Source organism: Coriobacteriia bacterium (assembly GCA_014859305.1).
Taxonomy (GTDB): domain Bacteria; phylum Actinomycetota; class Coriobacteriia; order Anaerosomatales; family Kmv31; genus Kmv31.
The window spans coordinates 1-18,305 of sequence record JACUUM010000026.1 but is presented as its reverse complement, the minus strand read 5'-3'; the positions used below and the strand labels follow the sequence as shown (position 1 = coordinate 18,305).

The 18,305-nt window shown below is 70.7% G+C and carries 17 protein-coding genes and 1 tRNA gene; 1 reads left to right on the top strand and 17 read right to left on the bottom strand.

Features of this window, described 5'->3' with window-relative positions; genetic code table 11:
* Positions 1-51: 51 nt before the first annotated feature.
* The 14 genes from IBX62_06120 to IBX62_06055 all read right to left on the bottom strand — a co-directional run bounded on the left by IBX62_06120 (position 52) and on the right by IBX62_06055 (position 16,421).
* Complete coding sequence (locus IBX62_06120; protein MBE0476654.1) at positions 52-1,497, bottom strand: glutamate--tRNA ligase; 1,446 nt, start codon at positions 1,495-1,497, stop codon at positions 52-54.
* Positions 1,494-2,705, bottom strand: a complete 1,212-nt coding sequence (gene ispD, locus IBX62_06115; GenBank protein ID MBE0476653.1) for a 2-C-methyl-D-erythritol 4-phosphate cytidylyltransferase — start codon at positions 2,703-2,705, stop codon at positions 1,494-1,496. Before ispD ends, IBX62_06120 begins: the two co-directional genes overlap by 4 nt.
* On the bottom strand, positions 2,705-3,754 hold the full coding sequence (locus tag IBX62_06110; GenBank protein ID MBE0476652.1) for a TRAM domain-containing protein: 1,050 nt from the start codon (positions 3,752-3,754) through the stop codon (positions 2,705-2,707). The genes ispD and IBX62_06110 overlap by 1 nt, the downstream gene beginning before the upstream one ends.
* A gap of 151 nt (positions 3,755-3,905) precedes the next feature.
* A complete protein-coding gene (disA, locus tag IBX62_06105) occupies positions 3,906-4,940 on the bottom strand; it encodes a DNA integrity scanning protein DisA (GenBank protein ID MBE0476651.1) in 1,035 nt (344 codons plus the stop codon).
* Between the two features lie 55 nt (positions 4,941-4,995).
* Positions 4,996-6,384 (bottom strand): DNA repair protein RadA, encoded by a 1,389-nt coding sequence (gene radA / locus IBX62_06100; GenBank protein ID MBE0476650.1) that lies wholly within the window; start codon positions 6,382-6,384, stop codon positions 4,996-4,998.
* Between the two features lie 5 nt (positions 6,385-6,389).
* Positions 6,390-8,957, bottom strand: a complete 2,568-nt coding sequence (locus tag IBX62_06095) for an ATP-dependent Clp protease ATP-binding subunit (protein ID MBE0476649.1) — start codon at positions 8,955-8,957, stop codon at positions 6,390-6,392.
* Positions 8,958-9,182: 225 nt separating this feature from the next.
* Positions 9,183-10,739 carry a lysine--tRNA ligase gene (gene lysS / locus IBX62_06090; protein ID MBE0476648.1) on the bottom strand — a complete coding sequence of 519 codons (1,557 nt, stop codon included), beginning with the start codon at positions 10,737-10,739 and terminating at the stop codon, positions 9,183-9,185.
* A 3-nt stretch (positions 10,740-10,742) separates the two neighbouring features.
* Complete coding sequence (gene greA, locus IBX62_06085; GenBank protein ID MBE0476647.1) at positions 10,743-11,216, bottom strand: transcription elongation factor GreA; 474 nt, start codon at positions 11,214-11,216, stop codon at positions 10,743-10,745.
* Positions 11,217-11,365: 149 nt separating this feature from the next.
* A complete protein-coding gene (tatA, locus tag IBX62_06080; protein MBE0476646.1) occupies positions 11,366-11,599 on the bottom strand; it encodes a twin-arginine translocase TatA/TatE family subunit in 234 nt (77 codons plus the stop codon).
* Between the two features lie 76 nt (positions 11,600-11,675).
* A complete protein-coding gene (locus IBX62_06075; GenBank protein ID MBE0476645.1) occupies positions 11,676-12,362 on the bottom strand; it encodes a redox-sensing transcriptional repressor Rex in 687 nt (228 codons plus the stop codon).
* Between the two features lie 147 nt (positions 12,363-12,509).
* A complete protein-coding gene (locus IBX62_06070) occupies positions 12,510-13,640 on the bottom strand; it encodes a site-2 protease family protein (GenBank protein MBE0476644.1) in 1,131 nt (376 codons plus the stop codon).
* 38 nt (positions 13,641-13,678) lie between these two features.
* The gene (locus IBX62_06065; protein MBE0476643.1) at positions 13,679-14,473 is read right to left on the bottom strand and encodes an S-methyl-5'-thioadenosine phosphorylase; all 795 of its coding nucleotides are present in this window, start codon (positions 14,471-14,473) and stop codon (positions 13,679-13,681) included.
* An 85-nt stretch (positions 14,474-14,558) separates the two neighbouring features.
* Positions 14,559-15,527 carry an HD domain-containing protein gene (locus IBX62_06060; GenBank protein MBE0476642.1) on the bottom strand — a complete coding sequence of 323 codons (969 nt, stop codon included), beginning with the start codon at positions 15,525-15,527 and terminating at the stop codon, positions 14,559-14,561.
* Between the two features lie 87 nt (positions 15,528-15,614).
* Positions 15,615-16,421 carry an SAM-dependent chlorinase/fluorinase gene (locus IBX62_06055; protein MBE0476641.1) on the bottom strand — a complete coding sequence of 269 codons (807 nt, stop codon included), beginning with the start codon at positions 16,419-16,421 and terminating at the stop codon, positions 15,615-15,617.
* Positions 16,422-16,535: 114 nt separating this feature from the next.
* Here IBX62_06055 and IBX62_06050 point away from each other — a divergent pair, with 114 nt between their 5' ends.
* Positions 16,536-16,991 (top strand): hypothetical protein, encoded by a 456-nt coding sequence (locus IBX62_06050; protein MBE0476640.1) that lies wholly within the window; start codon positions 16,536-16,538, stop codon positions 16,989-16,991.
* A 13-nt stretch (positions 16,992-17,004) separates the two neighbouring features.
* Here IBX62_06050 and IBX62_06045 read toward each other — a convergent pair whose 3' ends face one another.
* The 3 genes from IBX62_06045 to IBX62_06035 form a co-directional block, all read right to left on the bottom strand.
* Entirely contained in the window at positions 17,005-17,244 is a 240-nt protein-coding gene (locus tag IBX62_06045; protein MBE0476639.1) for a hypothetical protein, read from the bottom strand.
* An 85-nt stretch (positions 17,245-17,329) separates the two neighbouring features.
* Positions 17,330-18,010, bottom strand: coding sequence for a DUF2085 domain-containing protein (locus IBX62_06040; protein MBE0476638.1), 681 nt, complete (start codon positions 18,008-18,010; stop codon positions 17,330-17,332).
* 63 nt (positions 18,011-18,073) lie between these two features.
* Positions 18,074-18,150, bottom strand: a tRNA-Pro gene (locus IBX62_06035).
* Positions 18,151-18,305: the final 155 nt, after the last annotated feature.

Below are 18,305 nucleotides of genomic sequence, written 5' to 3'. Positions count from 1 at the left end.
CCCTCCTGCTTGCCGGTCGGGACCGGCTGGAAGCACCGGTCGTGCGACCTACTATCCATTCCCGTCACGTGGGCTGTCAATTCCCGCCGCCGCGGCCGCGCGGGTGAGCCGCTCGAGACTCCTGCCCTTCCCGAGCAGGGAGAACACCACGGGCAGCGGCAGCCCGTGCACGCGACCGGTGAGCGCCGCGCGCACGGCCGGCAGCGCGCGGCGCGCGTCCTCGCCGGCGAGCCGTTCGCGCAACGCGCGGAAGGCGGCCTCGCCTTCGAACGGCGAGGCTGCGGCGACCACGTCGCGGGCGTCCCTGACGGCGTGCGCCCCTCGCTCCTGGGCGAGGGCTCGCCGAGCCTCCTCGTCGGCCGGCGGAGGGGACACGAGCCGCTCGGCCTGATCGCGGGCGTCGGAGGCCACCTCGAGCTCGCCTCGCACCGCTTCGGCGAAGGCCCCCAGGTCGAACCAGCCGGGCAGCGGGGGAAGGTGCGGCCTGATCGCGGCGGCGAGCCGTGAAGGAGGCAGGGCGCGCAGGTGCAGCACGTTGAGGGCACGCAGCCGTGACGGGTCGTGCCGCGGCGGGGCCGGCGAGATCCGAGCGAGCTCGAAGGTGGCCAGCAGCTCGTCGCGGGTGAGGGCGGGGCGGTCGAGCGGGTCCGACCACCCCAGGCGGGCCAGGTGGTCGATCACGGCCTCCGGCAGGTATCCCGCCCCGCGCAGCTCCCCGATGCCTCCGTCCCCCGCGGACTTCGACAGCGGCGCCCCGTCGGCGCCGATCACGAGCGGAAGGTGGGCGAAGGCGGGCGGAGTGCGGCCGAGCGCTTCGTAGAGCAGCAGCTGACGGGGAGTGTTGGGGACGTGGTCGTCGCCGCGCAGCACCAGCGTGACGCGCATCGCCGCGTCGTCGGACACGCAGGCCAGGTCGTACAGGGCCCTGCCGTCGGAGCGCACGAGCAGGAAGTCGCCGATATCCGCGGCCGCGAAGGCGATGCGCCCGTGCACTCCGTCCACCCACTCGACGGTACGGCCCTCAGGTACCGCGAAGCGCCATGCGGCGGCCTCTCCGGCCTCGATCCGGCCACGCGCCTCTCGGGCGCTCAGCACGCGGCAAGTGCCACGGTAGCGGGGGGGGCGACGCGCCGCCTCGTCCTCGGCGCGCTGTCGCTCGAGCAGCTCGGGCGGGCAGAAGCAGGGGTAGGTCGCGCCGGCGGCGCGGAGCTCGAGCAGTGTCCGCTCGTAGAGCTCTGCCCGCTCCGACTGCCTGTACGGCGCGTGCGGCCCGCCGATGTCCGGCCCCTCGTCCCAGTCCAGCCCGAGCCACGAGAGGTCGGCGAGGATCGCGGCCTCCGCCGCGGCGGTCGAACGAGTGCGGTCGGTGTCCTCGATACGCAGCAGGAACGACCCGCGGGCACGCCTGGCGACGAGCCAGTCGAACAGCGCCGTTCGGGCTCCTCCCATGTGGAGGCCGCCGCTGGGTGAGGGTGAGAAGCGGAGGCGCTCGGTCATCGGCCTCGCGCCCGAAGCAGCACGACGGCCTCGGCGGCAGCCGCTTCGCCGCGTCCTATCGAGCCCAGCCCCTCCATCGTGGTCGCCTTCACGCCGATCCGCGCCGCGCCCACGCCGAGAACGTCCGCCATCGCCACCCTCATCGCATCCCGGTACGGGGAGATGCGGGGCCGCTCGAGCATCACGACACAGTCGGCGTCCAGCAGCTCGAACCCCCCTTCGGCCATCATCTCTCCCACGCGACCCAGAAGCTCGAGGCTCGAGATCCCGGCGAAGGCCCGGTCCGTCTCGGGGAAGTGCGCGCCGATGTCGCCGGCCCTCATGGCCCCGAGGATCCCGTCCATGAGCGCGTGGGCGAGCACGTCGGCGTCGGAGTGCCCCGCGAGCCCCATCTCGAAGGGGACGGGGACGCCGCCGATCACGAGAGGGCGTCCCTCCACCAGCGCGTGCAGGTCGTAGCCGATGCCGATCCTCAGGCCCAAGCCGGGCCCCCTCTCGCCGAGGAGCGCTTCCACGAGCGCGAGGTCCTCGGGCACCGTCACCTTCAGGTTGTGGCGCGGGCCGAGGATCATCTCGACCCGCCCGCCGGCCGCTTCCACGAGCGCGGCGTCGTCGGTGGCCTCGACCCCCTCCCGGACCGCCCGGTGGTACGCGCCTCTCAGCGCCTCGGCGCGGAACACCTGCGGCGTCTGGGCATGCCAGAGCCTGGAGCGGTCGGCCGTCGAGTCGACGGTGAGGCCGTCGACGACCTTCATCGTGTCGTACGCGGGGTGGCCCACGACCACCCCGTCCAGACCGGCGTCCTCGGACAGCCGGTCGACCGCGCGGGTGAGGAGACCGGGGTCGACAGCCGGGCGTGCCCCATCGTGCACGGCGATGACCGGGGTCTCGGGCGGCAGGACCGCCAAGCCGGCGGCCACGGAGTCCTGCCGCCGCACCCCGCCGGGCACGAGAACGACCTCGACGGCGCCAGAGAGATCCAGCACCCCGTCCGCGCGCAGCGCGTCGCGGTACTCCTCCGTCCGGTCCGGGTGGGTCACGACGACCAGATGCCTCAGACCCTCGGCGGAGGACAGCGCCTCGAGCGTTCGAGCGAGCAGGGGCCGCCCGCCGACCGGAGCCAACTGCTTCCCCCCCGGAGCGCCGAACCGCTCGCCCGACCCGCCCGCGACCACCACCGCACCGAAGGGCTGGGCGGACCGCGGCATCAGACCGCCTTCAGCTTCGAGAAGATCATGCGGCCGGCGGAGGTCTGCAGCACGGAGGTGACCTCCGTCTCGGCCTCCGAGCCGATGCGCTCCCGTCCGCCCTGGACGACGACCATCGTCCCGTCCTCCAGGTACCCGACGCCCTGGTCCGACTCCTTGCCCTCGCGAACGATCGTTAGGCGGAGCGTCTCGCCCGGCAGGTGGGTCGGACGCAGGGCCTGAGCGAGCTCGTTGACGTTGAGCGCACCCGCCTCGCGCACGCGCGCGGCCTTGGAGAGGTTGTAGTCCACGGTCACGATCGAGCCGCCCGAGTCCGCCGCCAGCCGCACCAGCTTGTCGTCGACCGTGGCCAGTTCGGGGTAGTCCACCTCTAGGAGCTCCAAGCCGGAGTCCGTGGAGGACAGCGACTCGAGGAGGTCGAGCCCGCGGCGGCCCCGCGCGCGCCTGATGTCGTCGGCCGAGTCGGCTAGCGTGTGCAACTCCGCGACGACGAATCGCGGGACCTTCACGGGTCCCTCGAGGAAGCCGCTGCGCAGCAGCTCCACGAACCTGCCGTCGATGACCGCACTGGTGTCGAGGTACTTGGGGCGGGCGGCATCGGGTCTGTCCTTGTCCCCGTTCAGCCGAGGGAACGCCGCGGCCACCTGGACGCGCTTCACGAGCCCGACCCTGATGCCGACGTAGGCCGCGACGAACAGCAGCGCCCCCGTGGTCGTGAAGGCGAGCCAGGGCGGCGAGACGAACCGCAGCGGATACGAGACGAGCAGCGCGACGACCAGTCCCGTCACCAGACCGGTGGCCGCAAGCACCAGGTCCGTTGGAAGCAGGTCTTGCAGGCGCTCCTCGGCACGGCAATAGGCCGTCTCGAGCTCGCGTCCGACGATCCCGCCTAAGATGTAACCGATGGAGCAGCCGAGGATGACGAATATCAAGATGACGTGTTCAGGAGAGAACGGCGTCTGCTCCGTCCAAACGGCGAGCCGGGCGATCGCGAACCCGCCGAACCCGCCCGCGGTGAGGAGAACGAAACGGGTAGCGTGTGTGATCATCCCTCCAGCCGGCGGCGCGGGCATGTCCCGCGCCCCCTCCACCCCCTTGCCTCTCGACGACACCCGGCGGCCTGCCACGGCCGTCCTGTCCGGATTCTATCACGGAGCTTCTCGCCGCCGGGGCGCTGCGACCCCCTTCGACGACGGCCGCTCACGACACCTCCCTGCGCATCCGTCGCACGCCGTCCACGATCGCCTTGGCGCGCCGGGCACCCACGCCGTCGACGTCGTCCAGCTGGGTCTCGGTCGCGTGCACGATGCCTGAGAGCGAGCCGAACCGGTCGACGAGCCGCCCTATGACCGTCGCCGGCAGCATCGGTATCCTCCGCAGCAGCCGGTAGCCCCGGGGATGCACGTGTTCCTCGGTCACCCGCGAGCCGGCCGAGTAACCCAGCGCGCCCGCGATGGCCTCGCTCTCGAGCAACCGTTCCGCGGGCAGGTGGGCCAGCCGGCTCCTCAGCGTGGAGAGCCTCCTCGGGTTGTCGTCGGGAGCGTAGTCCCGCAGCAGCATCAGGTAGTCCTCCTCGACGCCGAGAGTCAGCTCCTCGGCTTGCATCCGCAGCAGACGGCCCTCGCTGCCGAGCTCCAGGATGTAACGCCCCACCTCGCGCGCGACGCGCTGCAGCATCTCGAAGCGCCGGATGACCCCCGCGACGTCGTTGATCGTGACCAGGTCCTCGAACTCGAGCGCCATCAGCCGGCCGGAGACCTCGTCGAGGCGGGCGCGGAAGCGCTGGAGCGTCTGCAGCGCCTGGTTCGCCTTGGCCAGCAGCACCTCCAGGTCGTCCAGGATCAGCTTCTCGCCGCCCAGGTACAGGCTGACGACGTCCCGGCGCTGCGAGATCGAGATCACGAGCGCGTCGGTCTGACGGCTCACCCGCTCGGCGGCCTGGTGCCGCATCCCGGTCTCGCTCGTCGGCAGCTCCGGGTCGGGAACGAGGAAGACGTTCGCGAACAGGATGCGCTCCACCGCGGCGTCGATGACTATCGCCCCGTCCATCTTGGCGAGCTCGAAGAGCCGCTCGGGCGTGAAAGGGCTCTCGATCCGGAAACCGCCGTTGGACAAGACGAGCACGTGCTGCACGTCCCCGATGACGAGCAACGCCCCGGTCCCCGACGACAGGATGTGATCGATGCCCTCGCGCAGCGGCGTCCCCGGCGACACGCGGGCCATCGCCGACCGCATCAGGTCCTGGGTCTCCCTCTCCACCCGGCCCCCGTCCTCCGCTTCGACACGACCTCTACGGGGATTGTGCCACTCCGCCGTGACATCCGGCAGCGCCGGAGCCGATCCCGGCCGCTTCCAGCGCCTCGCCGACCGTGCGCACGCGGGTCAGCGAGACGGCCTCGGGCATCTCGGACCGGGCGGGTGCGCCGCCCACGGCCGAGGAGAAGCCCATCGCCGCGGCCTCGCGCAACCGGTCGGGGACGCGGGGGACCGGGCGGACCTCGCCGGTGAGGCCGACCTCACCGAAGGAGACCAGTCCGGCCGGCAGCGGCTCGTCCGCCAGCGCGCCGGCGAGCGCGAGCGCGAGCGGCAGGTCGGCGGCGGGCTCGGCCAGCCGCACGCCTCCGGCGACCGAGACGTACACGTCGTGCCGGCCGAAGGAGCGGCCCGTCCGGCGCTCGAGCACTGCGAGCGTCTGCAGGAGGCGGCCGGACTCGACGCCGACCGCGAGCCGGCGGGGGACCTGCAGGAAGGCCGGCGTGACGAGCGCCTGGATCTCCACGAGCAGGGCCCTCGAGCCCTCGGTCGCGGCGAGCACGGCGGAACCGGCCACCTCGCCGTCCCGCCCCACGAGCAGGGCGCCGGAGGGCTGCCCCACGCCGTCGAGCCCCTCGGCGGACATCTCGAAGATGCCGACCTCACCGGCGGGCCCGAAGCGGTTCTTGACGCCGCGCAACACGCGGAAGGCGTGATGGGGGTCGCCTTCGAAGTACAGCACCGCGTCGACCAGATGCTCCACCGCCCGCGGTCCCGCGATCGTGCCGTCCTTCGTGACGTGGCCGACCACGATCGTGGAGATGTTCTCCCCCTTGGCGAGCCGCATCAGCCTGGCCGCACAGCCCCGCACCTGACCCACGGTGCCGGGAGCCCCGGCCAGGTCCGGGTCCGTGACCGTCTGCATGGAGTCGATCACGAGAACGGAAGGGCGCCGCTCGCGCGCCACGGCCTCGATGGCGGCGACGTCGGCCTCGGCCAGCAGCATCACGCCGGGGCACGCGACCCCCAGGCGGGCCGCCCGGCTCGCCACCTGTCCGGCCGACTCCTCACCCGTGGCGTACAGGACACCTCCGGTCCGCGCGTATGCCGCCGCCGCCTGGAGCAGCAAGGTGGACTTGCCCACTCCCGGTTCTCCGCCGATCAGCACGAGCGAGCCCTCGACGAGACCGCCGCCGAGCACGCGGTCCAGTTCCGCTATGCCGCTGGCCAGCCGCTGCTCCCGTTCCGAGCACGCCTCCGAGAGCGAGACCGGTCGTGCGCGAGAGGAAGGAGGCCGGGGCGGTCGCGCCGCCTCGGCCTCCTCGACGTACGTGCCGAAATCCCCGCACTCGGGACAACGACCCACCCACCGGGGCTGTGCGTTGCCGCACTGCTGGCAGCGCCATACGCCCCGGGGCTTCGCCATGCGCGCTACGCGCCCGTCTTGCCGCCGGCCGCACCCGCGCCGCCGGCGCTGCGTCCGCCCCTGCCGGGCATGGTGGGCCGGCTCGCGCCGCCCTCTCCGGCCGAGGCCGCCTTCTCCGGCACGGGAGCGGGCACCTCGGAGCGCCGGAAGGCGATGCTGCCGTCCTCCGCTGTCGCCTCGATGACGTCGCCGGCCTTCCACTGGCCCGCGAGGATCTGCTCGGAGAGCGGGTCCTCCACGAGGCGCTGGATGGCACGGCGCAGCGGCCGGGCGCCGAGCGTGGGGTCGAAGCCCTCCTTGGCGAGCAGCTCGCGCGCGTCGGGCGCGAGCGTGATGCCGATGCCATGCTGGACGAGGTGCTCGCGCAGCCGGCCGATCATCAGGTCGACGATCGAGCCGATCTCCTCGGAGGTGAGGTCGTGGAAGACGATCACCTCGTCCACGCGGTTGAGGAACTCGGGGCGGAAGACCTTCTTGAGCTCACCGGTGACCCGCTCCTTCAGCGTGTCGTACGCGAGCCCGGTCTCACCGGTGTCGATCGCGAAGCCGATGCTCTTGCCCTTGATGATGTCGCGGGCGCCGATGTTCGACGTCATGATGATGATCGCGTTCTTGAAGTCGACCTTGCGACCCTGGGCGTCGGTCAGGCGTCCCTCCTCCAGTATCTGGAGCAGGACGTTGAACACGTCCGGATGGGCCTTCTCGACCTCGTCGAACAGGATCACCGAGTACGGCTTGCGGCGGACGAGCTCGGTGAGCTGGCCGCCCTCCTCGAAGCCCACGTAGCCCGGAGGCGAGCCGATCAGACGGCTGACGGTGTGCTTCTCCATGTACTCGCTCATGTCGAGCTGGATGAGCGCCTCCTCGCTGCCGAAGAGGAACTCGGAGAGCGCCTTCGACAGCTCCGTCTTGCCCACACCGGAGGGCCCGAGGAAGATGAACGACCCCGCGGGCCGCCCCGGGTCCTTCAACCCGGCCCGGGTCCGGCGGATGGCGCGGGACACGGCGGTGACCGCCTCGTCCTGGCCGACGATACGCTCGTGCAAGCTGCCCTCCATGCGCAGCAGCTTCGCGGTCTCCTCCTCGGTGAGCGAGGTCACGGGGATGCCGGTCCACATCGAGACGATGTCGGCGATCTCGTTCTCGGTGACCTCCACCAGCCGGCGCGCCTCGGGCTTGAGCCACTCCTCCTCCATGCGCCGCTTCTCGGCGAGGATCTGCTTCTCGCGGTCGCGCAGGCTCGCGGCCTTCTCGAACTCCTGCGCCTCGATCGCCGCTTCCTTCTCCGCGCGCACCTGGCGCAGCCGCTCCTCGACCTCTTTCACGCCGGCGGGCGCCGTCATCATCTTGATGCGCATCTTCGATCCGGCCTCGTCGATCAGGTCGATCGCCTTGTCCGGCAGGAAGCGGTCGGAGATGTAGCGGTCCGCGAGGTTGGCGGCCGCGTCGATGGCGGCGTCGGTGATCGAGACGCGGTGGTGCGCCTCGTAGCGGTCGCGCAGGCCCTTCAGGATCTCGATGGTCTCCTCCACGGAGGGCTCGCCGACCATGATCGGCTGGAACCTGCGCTCCAGCGCCGGGTCCTTCTCGACGTACTTGCGGTACTCGTCCAGGGTCGTGGCGCCGATTGTCTGAAGCTCGCCGCGCGCGAGGGCGGGCTTGATGATCGAGGCCGCGTCGATCGCGCCCTCGGCCGCACCCGCGCCCACGAGCGTGTGCATCTCGTCGACGAACAGAATGATGTCGCCGCGCTCGCGGATCTCCTTCATGACCTTCTTGAGGCGCTCCTCGAACTCGCCGCGGTACTTGGAACCGGCCACGAGCGCCGCGAGATCGAGCGTGTAGAGCTGCTTGGCGGAGATGGTCTCCGGGACCTCGTCGCGCGAGATCGCCTGCGCGAGGCCCTCGGCCACGGCCGTCTTGCCCACGCCCGGCTCGCCGATGAGCACCGGGTTGTTCTTGGTACGCCGCGAGAGGATCTGCATGACGCGCTCGATCTCCTTGGAGCGCCCGATGACGGGATCGAGCTTGCCCTCGCGCGCGGCGCGCGTGAGGTTCCGCCCGAACTCGTCCAGCAGCGTCGCGGTGCCGCTCGCGCCGCGCCCGCGCTCCTCTCCGCCCTCGGCCTGCTTGCCGTAGTAGCCGGAGAGCAGCTGGATGACCGCGGAGCGCACCTTCTCGAGGTCGGCACCGAGGTTGAGCAGCACCTGGGCGGCCACGCCCTCGCCCTCACGGATGAGCCCGAGCAGGATGTGCTCGGTGCCGATGTAGTTGTGGCCGAGTTGCAGCGCCTCGCGCAGCGAGAGCTCGAGGACCTTCTTGGCGCGAGGCGTGAACGGGATGTGGCCCGTCGGCACGTACGTGCCGCGGCCGATGAGCTCCTCGACCTGCTGGTGCACGTCCTCCAGCGAGATCGACAGGCTCTCGAGCGCCTTGGCGGCGATCCCGTCCTGCTCGCGGATGAGCCCGAGCAGCAGGTGCTCGGTGCCGATGTAGTTCTGGTTGAGCATGCGCGCCTCTTCCTGCGCGTAAACCACCACGCGGCGCGCCTTCTCGGTGAATCGTTCGAACATCTGGGGGACTCCCTCTAGTGAGCGGCTACTCGACAGTGCCGCGTCTCCCACGTCGACAGTATACCCTCTACCTCGGCATCCGTCGGTCCCGACACGACCCCTGCCGAGGAAGGGGGTGTGCCGCACAGCGAGCAAGCGGGGTGCCAAGGACAGTGGCGGCAACGGGGCCCGATATGAGCGCGGGACACTCATATCTTCCGCCGGCGCCGGCCGGCCACACCCCGCTCACTCCCGGCCCGCGCCCTCCGGTCTCAGGTGCGGGAAGAGGAGCACGTCCCGGATGGACGCCGAGTCCGTCAGCAGCATGACCAGGCGGTCGATGCCCACGCCGAGCCCTCCGCAGGGCGGCATGCCGTACTCCATCGCCCGCAGGTAGTCCTCGTCGTAGCCCATCGTCTCCTCGTCGCCGGCGGCCCTCGCCTCCATCTGCGCGTCGAACCGCTCCCGCTGATCGACGGGGTCGATCAGCTCGGAGAACGCGTTCGCGATCTCGCGGCCCGCCACTATCAGCTCGAAGCGCTCGGTGAGCTCCGGCTCGCCGGGCTTCTTGCGTGCGAGCGGAGAGGTCTCGAGCGGATAGTCCGTCACGAAGACCGGTTGCACGAGATCGGGCTCCACGAGCTTCTCGAAGAGCTCCGTCACCAGCTTGCCCTTGCCCCACGAGGCCTCGTACGGCACCCCGTGCCGCTCGAGGAGCCCCCTGAGCTCCTCGGCGGAGCGGGCGAAGGAGACCTCCTCGTCCGCTGCTTCGCCCACGAGCGCGAGCAGGGTACGCCGCTCGAACGGGGGAGTCAAGTCGAGCTCGACCCCCTGGTACGTCACCCTCGTCTTGCCGAGGACCTCGGTGGCCGACGAGGACACGAGCCCCTCGGTGAGTCCCATCATGCCCTCGAGGTTCGTGAAGGCCTGGTACGCCTCGAGCATCGTGAACTCCGGGTTGTGCTTGGGGGACATGCCCTCGTTGCGGAAGCTGCGGTTCAGCTCGAAGACCCGGTCGAAGCCGCCGACGAGCAGGCGCTTCAGGTACAGCTCCGGAGCGATGCGCAGGTACAGCTCCATGTCGAGCGCGTTGTGGTGCGTCGCGAAGGGCCGAGCCGCCGCGCCACCGGGCACCGGGTGCAGCATGGGGGTCTCGACCTCGATGAAGCCCTGGTCCTCGAGGTAGCGGCGGACCGACGAGACGAGCCGGGAACGTGCCTCGAACGTCCGCTTCACGTCGCGGTTCACGATCAGGTCCAGGTAGCGCTGCCGGTACCGCGTCTCGGTCGAGGAGAGCCCGTGCCACTTGTCCGGCAGGGGGCGCAGCGACTTGGAGAGCAGCGTCAGCTCCGTGGGCGACACCGACAGTTCGCCCCGGCGGGTCCGGAGCACCTGCCCGGTCGCACCGACCCAATCGCCCAGGTCGAGCCGCGACGCGCGCTCGAACGCCTCGGCGCCCAGCACGTCGGGCCGTACGAAGAGCTGGAGATCGCCCGTGGCGTCCCGGATCACGAGGAACGCGACCCTGCCCTGGTCGCGCCGGGCGACGAGCCGGCCGGCGACCGAGGCGTTCTCCCCGGCCTCCGCGCCGTCGGCGAGGTCGGCGAACCTCTCTTGGAGCTCCGCGGTGCGCGCGGTGACGTCGAACCGGTCCAGGTACGGTTCCTCGTCCCGCGCCCGGACCTCGTCGAGCTTCGCCCGCCGGGCTGCGCGGGCGTCCTCGGTGTCCGGGACCCGCTCTGCGCCGGACGGCACGCCTGGGCCGGGCTCGCGATCGCTCTCAGGCCGCCCGGCGTCCGCCATGGGCTAGCGGGTGATGGACAGGACCGCGTACTCCAGCACCCGGCCCGACGGCGTGGCCACCTTCACGGTCTGGCCCTTCTTGGCGCCGACGATCGCCTGTCCGACCGGGGACTCGTTCGATATCTTGTCGTGGGTGGGGTCGGCCTCGGCGGAGCCCACGAGCTGGTAGACGTGCTCGTCGCCCGTCTCCGTGTCCTGGAGCCGGACCTTGCAGCCCAGCGTCACCTTGTCGCTCTTCTTGGGCTTGTCGATGATCGTGGCGTGCGCGAGGATCTGGTTGATCTCGGCGATGCGGCTCTCGACCCACGCCTGCTCGTTCTTCGCGTCGTCGTACTCGGAGTTCTCCGCTATGTCGCCGAACTCCTTGGCCTCCTTGATCCGCTCGCCGACCTCCCGTCGCCTGACGGTCTCGAGGTAGTGCAGCTCCTCCTCGAGGCGGGTCTGTCCTTCGGCCGTGAGGGCTACTTCCTTGTGCATACGTGAACTGCTCCAAAGGCCATCAGGGCGTCACAGCGCGGCCGGGGGTGCGTGCTGCTGCACGCGTGACGGGCGCGGCGGTACGCCGGTCCGAGAACGGGTGACAGTATAACCGAAGAACTCGCCGCGACAAGCGCCTCCGGAAGGCGCTACTCCTCGTCGTCGGCGGCCGAGGCAGCGGCCGCCTTCTTCGCCGTGGCCGACTGGGACTCGAGTTCCCCATCGTCGTCGTCCTCGAGCTTGCCTTCCATCCCCTCGCGCAACGCCTTGGCGCTCTTGCCGAGCGACTTGGCGAGCTTGGGGAGCTGCTTGGGGCCGAACAGGAGCAGGATCACACCTACTATGAGTGCGATCTCCATCGGGCCCATCCCGAAGATCCTCATCACACGCCTCCTTGCTTTCGAAGACTCTCACGCCGGCTCGCGCCCCCGGCGGTCTCGACCGTGGGGTAGGGTACCATCATCGACCTCGCCTCGCCACGCCGCCGTTGCTCCCCGGACCGTTGCGCGGGGGCCGTACGCGGTCGGTGCGCGACAGGTAGTACAGGGTGTGGAGCAACTCCCGCACCGGGTCGGTGTTGTGCAGGGTGACTTCCGGCGGAACGCGCACCATCGTCGGAGAGTAGTTCAGTATGACACGCACTCCCGCTTGGCAGAGCATATCCGCTGCGACCTGCGCTGACTCCGGCGGCACCGCGAGCACCCCGATGCGCGTCGCCTGGTCCGCGGCGTACCTCGGAAGCTCCTCGATCGGCTGCACTATCATCTCGCCGATCCGCTTGCCGATCTTGTCCGCATCGTTGTCGAACACCGCCGAGACGATGAAGCCGTGCTTTCGCAGTCCGTTGTAGGAGGCGATCGCCGACCCCAGGTTCCCGGCGCCCACGAGCACCAGCCGGTGGACGTGGTCCGATCCGAGGATCCGCTGGATCCGGTCGATCAGCGAGACCACATCGTAGCCCACCCCTCGCTTGCCGAACGATCCGAAGTGGGTGAGGTCCCGTCTGATCTGTGCCGGGTTGATGTCCGTGAGCTCGCCCAGACGCGCCGAGGAGACGGTGGCGTTCCCCTCCTGGCGGAGCTGGATGAGCACGCCGAGGTAGACGGGCAGGCGTTCGATCACGCCCTCCGGTATGCGTTCCTTCACCTGCTCGTCCATAGGTCCAAGAGGTCGGGCGCCGCGCCGCGCGTCGAAAGGAGCACACCCATAGTAACTACTGTTACAAAGTGCGACAAGGCATCGGCGCGACCGGCTCCGCGCCGACGGGCGGGGCGTGTTCGGGCGCAGGGCGCTCTAACGCGCGAGAGCGTCCTGGACCCGCAACTGGCGGATCACGTCCGAGCGCGTGACGATACCGGTGAGCGCGCCGTCCTCCACGACCAGCAAGGCGCCCGGCTCCTCCGGACCGAGCCGCTCGAGCACCTCGTCCAGCGGCTGGTTCCGGCGCACCGTGAGTCTCCCGAGATCCAGGTCGGCGACGTCCTTGACGAGCACGTCGCCCCACTGCTCCCGAGGCACGGTCTTCGCCTCGGCCAGCGTGATGAGACCCACCACCTGCCCGTCGTCGCGGACGGGGTACCGGCTGTGGCGCTGGCCCAGGAAGTAGTCGTGCGCCAGTCGCTCGAGAGTGATGCCGGCCGGGACGACGACGGGCTCCGGCGACATCACGCCGCCCACCGTCACGTCGGCGAGACGCGAACGGATGAGCTGCTGCCGGTACGCGTTCCCGGCGATGCTGGCGATGAACCAGCCGACCAGGCCTATCCACAGGAAGTCGAGCGACTGGAAGAAGACGTACGCCACCACAGCGAGCGTGACCAGCGAGTAGCCGATGAACTGGCCGGCCCTGCTCGCCCACCGCGTGGACTTGAGCAGGTCCCCCGTCACCCCCCACACGGCCGCTCGCAACACGCGTCCCCCGTCCAGAGGGAACCCGGGCATGAGGTTGAACACCGCGACGGCGAGGTTGATGATCGCGAGATACTGCAGGGGAGCCCATACGAGGTCCGGAGCTCCCGCGTTGGCCGACAGGACGTAGGCGAGGAAGAAGACGGCCGAGAGCAGCAGGCTCATCCCGGGACCGGCGAACGCCATGAGCGCCTCACGCCCGGGCGTCTTGGGCTCCTCCTCCATCTGGGCGACCCCGCCGAAGATGAACAGCGTGATGCGGGAGATCCGCACCCCTCCGGCCCGGGCGACCAGCGAGTGCGAGAGCTCGTGCACGACCACGGACGCGAAGAAGAGCACGGCCGTCAGGACGCCTCGCGCGATGTCCACCCACAGCGGCTGCCCGGGGAACTGCTCCGGGAAGTAGGTGAAGCCGAGCAGGAATGCGAACAGGAAGAAGATCGCGAACCACGTCGCGTTCACTTCCACCGGGATCCCGAAGAAGCTCCCGATGCGGATGGAAGGCAGGTTGAACATCCGTCCTCCTCGCCCCCGGATGCCCGAAGCGCGCCGCCCTAGAACCTCGCGCCCTCGAGAGCGTGGGCGCACGGGCAGTCTCGCACGTCGGGGAGCGCCGGGATCATGGCGTAGATGAGCTCGCGCACTCTCTCGTTGTTCTCGTTGAATACCCGAACGACCTCATCATTGCTCACCGGCGCCGCTCCCTCGACTCCCACATCGTGATCCGTGATCAGTGAGATGTTCACGTAGCACATCTCGAGTTCGCGCGCGAGGTAGCACTCCGGGTACTGCGTCATGTTGATGACCTCCCACCCCTGTGAGGAGTACCAGCGTGACTCCGCCCGGGTGGAGAAGCGGGGTCCTTGGACGACCACGACGGTGCCCCGAGGGTGGGCGGTGATCCCGAGCCCGGCCGCCTTCTCGATGGCCACCTGCCGCATCGTGGGGCAGTAGGGGTCGGCCGAGGAGACGTGCGTGGTGACGGGGCCGTCGTAGAAGGTGTCCTTGCGCCCGCACGTACGGTCGACGAACTGGTCGCACACGACGAACTCGCCCGGCTTCACGTGCGGCTGCAGGGAACCGGCCGCGTTCGGACCGATGATCCTCGTGACGCCCATCGACTTCATCGCCCAGACGTTGGCGCGGTAATCGATCATGTGCGGAGGAAGCGTGTGGTCCTTGCCATGCCGCGGAAGGAAGGCCACGCGGCGTCCGCCGACCTCGCCGACCGTCACTGTCGACGACGGCGCCCCGTACGGTGTCTCGACCTTGACCTCCTCGGCACCCTCGAGCAGCGCGTAGAGGCCGCTGCCTCCGAACACGCCGATCTCCGCGTTGCGCTGGTCCATCCTGCGTCCCTTCCCGCTCGCCCTCAGGTCGCCGACCATTGTAGTGCATCCCCGCCCCGCACCCGCGACCGCCGCCGCGCCGGCCTCACGCCCGCGACGCCGCGCCGGGGCCTGGGGGGCCGGGTACGCTGAGCGAGCGCCGCTCCCCCGGGCGGGAGGGCGTCCAGTCCTCCTCCGCTCGGGCCGCGGGCAGCGTCGAGAGGAGGAACCGCGAACAGGCGCGGTCGGTGCGGTCCGCCTCCCTCAGGAGCAGCGCTTCGAGCGTCACCGGCTCCACACCGGACCCGCCCGCCCCGTCGTGGTGAGCGAGGACCGCATGGGTCAGCCGCCCCAGGACGGCCGCCGGGAGGGACGGGGCGGACGCGGCAGATGCGGCGGCGACGCGGGCATGGCCCAGCGCCACGTGCCCCAGCAGTCGGCCCTCGTCCGTCCCCCTGATGGCCGTGTCGCAGGCGAGCGCGTCCACCTTCCCCACGTCGTGGAGGAGCGCCGCGGCCAGGAGCAGGTCCGGGTCGACCTCGGGGTGGGCCCTGCCCAGCGCGGCGCACGCGCGGCCGACGCCGACGGTATGCTCCAGCAGCCCCCCGACGTAGGGATGGTCCTCGGCGGCCGAGGACGGGGACGCGAGGAACGCGGCGAGGAACGCCTTGTCCGAGAAGACGGCGCGGGCGAGCGCCGCGGGCGCGGGCGCCTCGATCGCGGCTACCAGACGCTTGAACTCCGCGAGCAGCTCGCGCCTGTCGCGGGTGCCGCCCGGCACCATGTCCTCACGCCGGTACCGCCCGGCCGGGGCGAGGGTCTCGATCGAGACGCGGGGCTGCCCGCGGTACGTCGTGAGCACGCCACGCACGGTCGCCACCGTTCCCGCGGCGATCTCGCACGCGAGGCGGTCGGGCCTGAAGAGCACCCCGGGCACGCTGCCCGAGCGATCCCCGAGTTCTACGACCAGATAGCCCTCTCCGCTGCGCGCGAGTCTGAACTCCTTGCTGCTCAGCACGAACTCGCTGTCGACCCGGACGCCCTCGGCGAGATCCGTCACGTACTGCCGCTTCACCCCTCGGCCCCTTCCGCTCCTCGGAACTTGACGATCGGAGCGTAACCGGCCGCTGTGACACCGGCACGGGGAAGCCGCGCCGCTCGCTCAGTGGTGCGGGCTCACGCGTACGACGCCCCCGGGTTCCACGCCGTACCTCTCGCCCGCGCTCGCCCGGTTCAGCGCCAGCGTCAACCATCCCGAGGAATCCACCAGCGCGACGGGCTCACCGCTCTCCACGTCGCTGAACGTCCTCCGCAACGGCACCTCGACGGAGAGGTGCCCGATCCCGAGGGTCACCCGATCCGAGACGAGGCCGTAGCCGGCGAGCTCCTCCTCGGCGATGCCGATCCTGATCGACCCGAAGCGGTCGATGTCGAGCACCTCGGCCACGACGGTGCCGTTCTCGATCCTGCTGGGCTCGAACGGCGCGGGGGCCAGATCCGCCGGATCGACGGGCGCCCCCAGGGAGGCCGGCTCGACGCCGCAGGCCAGGGCGGCCGCGGTCGGCGCCAGCACGTCGCGGGCGTGGAACGTCGCGAGCGGCTGCTTGAAGTCGATGCGCTCCGGGTCGACGGCATACGCGGCCTTCACGCCCCCGGCCCGCCTCGCGGCGGGCATCAGCACTCCGTTGTCCGGTCCTACGAGGCGCGTCCCACCCTCGCACACCATGCACAGGTCCCGCCGCTCGCCGCCCACGCCGGGGTCCACGACCACGAGGTGGATGGCCTCGGGCAGCTGCCACACGCCCGAGGCGGCCACGACGGAGCCCTTGCGGACGTCGAAGGGCGGAACCTGGTGGTCGAGGTCCACCATCCGAGCGTGAGGGCACGCCTTGTGGACGACCGCGTGGCACACGCCGACCCACGTGTCGCCCAATCCGAAATCGGACACGAAGCACACCAGGGGTTGCACCGCTCGCTCCGCCTCTCCTCGCGTCGCCTCCCGTGCATCGCCGACGGCTGGTATCCTTGCCTACGAGTAGTCGCCGCCGTCGTAGTATCGGCCCCGCCGTTCGTGGAGGACCACGTGCACCGCTGCGCCACGCGCCTCCGTGCCCTCGCCGCCGTCGCGGTCCTGGCGCCGCTCCTGTTGACCGCCTGCAGGGCGGATCCCCGTATCCGGTACATTCCCGACGGGGGGACCTACACCATGGAGGAAGCGTTGCGCCGCATGGAAGCCGCCGACACCGGCGCCGCTCGCGCCCTCTCGGCGGACGAGGTCCCCGAAGCGCGGCAAGCCGCTCTCGCGGCCCTTCGATCCATCGACGCCAGCGCCTCAGCTCTCGCCGACCTCATCACATCCGCCTTCCCCTTCGACACGCGCTCCGTCCCCGTGCTGGCGGAAGCCGCCATGGTGGATGGCAGCGAAGCCTGGATCCTGGTCGAGGCTTGGGGAGGACGGGAGGGCGCGCTCACGTCACGCCGCGTGTGGGTGCTGGACCGGGCGAGCGGCGGCGTCGTCTCCTCGGCCACGGGGGACTGAGGGAGGCGTCGCCTCACGCGACGGGGAAGATGGCGTCGATCGCTCCCCGGTTGATCGCGATGTAGGAGGTCTCGTACATCAGCTCGCCGTCGCGCGCGTTCCACAGCTTCGCGTCCGTGACCGCGAGGAACTCCTTGACCTTGGAGTTCAGCGAGTCGGTGAGCCTGCTGCCGGCGAGCACGTGCATGTCTCCTTCGATGCGGTAGTGCTCCGTGATGACGACGACCCTGACCTTGTCCTTCTCCGTGTACATCCGCTCCCCTTCGCCACGAGGCGCCCTCCCTTAATCTACTCCAACGGCAACGGCAGGTCACCCCGCCTCGAAGGCCGCCGCCGACTCAGCCGAGGGTGAGCACGAGGGCCTGCCGCAGGGCGGCGCTCCCGACGATCTCGAAGAGCGTCAGCGCGAACGCCAGCGCCAGCGGCGCCGACAGGTCCGCGGGCCGCCCGACCGAGCCCTCGAACGGCTTGAACACCCCGACGACCACGAGGTTGACCATGGTGAACGCGAAGAGCACCGCTAGCGCGACGAGCACCGGGTAGAGCGCGCCGAGGAGCGGAAGAGCCAGGCGGACCAGCAGGAACGCGGCGGGGACGCCCGCCAGCCAGGCGACGGCCTCTACTGGCCGGCCGAGGACCCGTTCGCGTCCGGGGCGGCGCGAGAGCGCCTGCCTCGCGAACGGGACCGCGTAGGCCGCGGCGGCGAAACCGGCCATCAGCCCGGTCAGGAGCCGCACGTCGTTGTCGGTGGCCCTGAGGCCGGCGTAGGAGGTGACCCCGTCCCACGCCATCGCTCCGACGAAGGCGGCCGCGACCAGCGCCACAGGCAAGGGGGGGACCTCCGAGGGGCGCCGGTCCCGCCCCAACGCCAGGAGCAGCAGCGCGGCGACCGTGAAGCCCAGGTACATCCCGGTGTCCCGAGCGCACACGGGGGCCTGCAGCCCCCCGCCGAAGAACGACCGCTCCGGCAGCTGGTGGCAGAGTCCGAACCCTATGAGGTGCAGCACGCGCTCGAGCATCGCGTCCAAGTCCCGGTAAGACGAACGGCAGGCCCCCTGAGGACCTGCCGCATGAGGTGTCGATGGTCGGGATGGCGGGATTTGAACCCACGACCTCTGCGTCCCGAACGCAGCGCTCTACCAAGCTGAGCCACATCCCGACGGGCCGATACATGATACACGCTACGGCCCGGCGAGGGGAAGGCCACCCACGCCGCCTTCGCCCCGCCGTGCGGAAGGGCGGGCCCGGGATGCGACGGGCCCCGGGGAGTGCTCCCCGGGGTCCCGACGCTGTCGTTCCGAGCGGCGCGGCGTC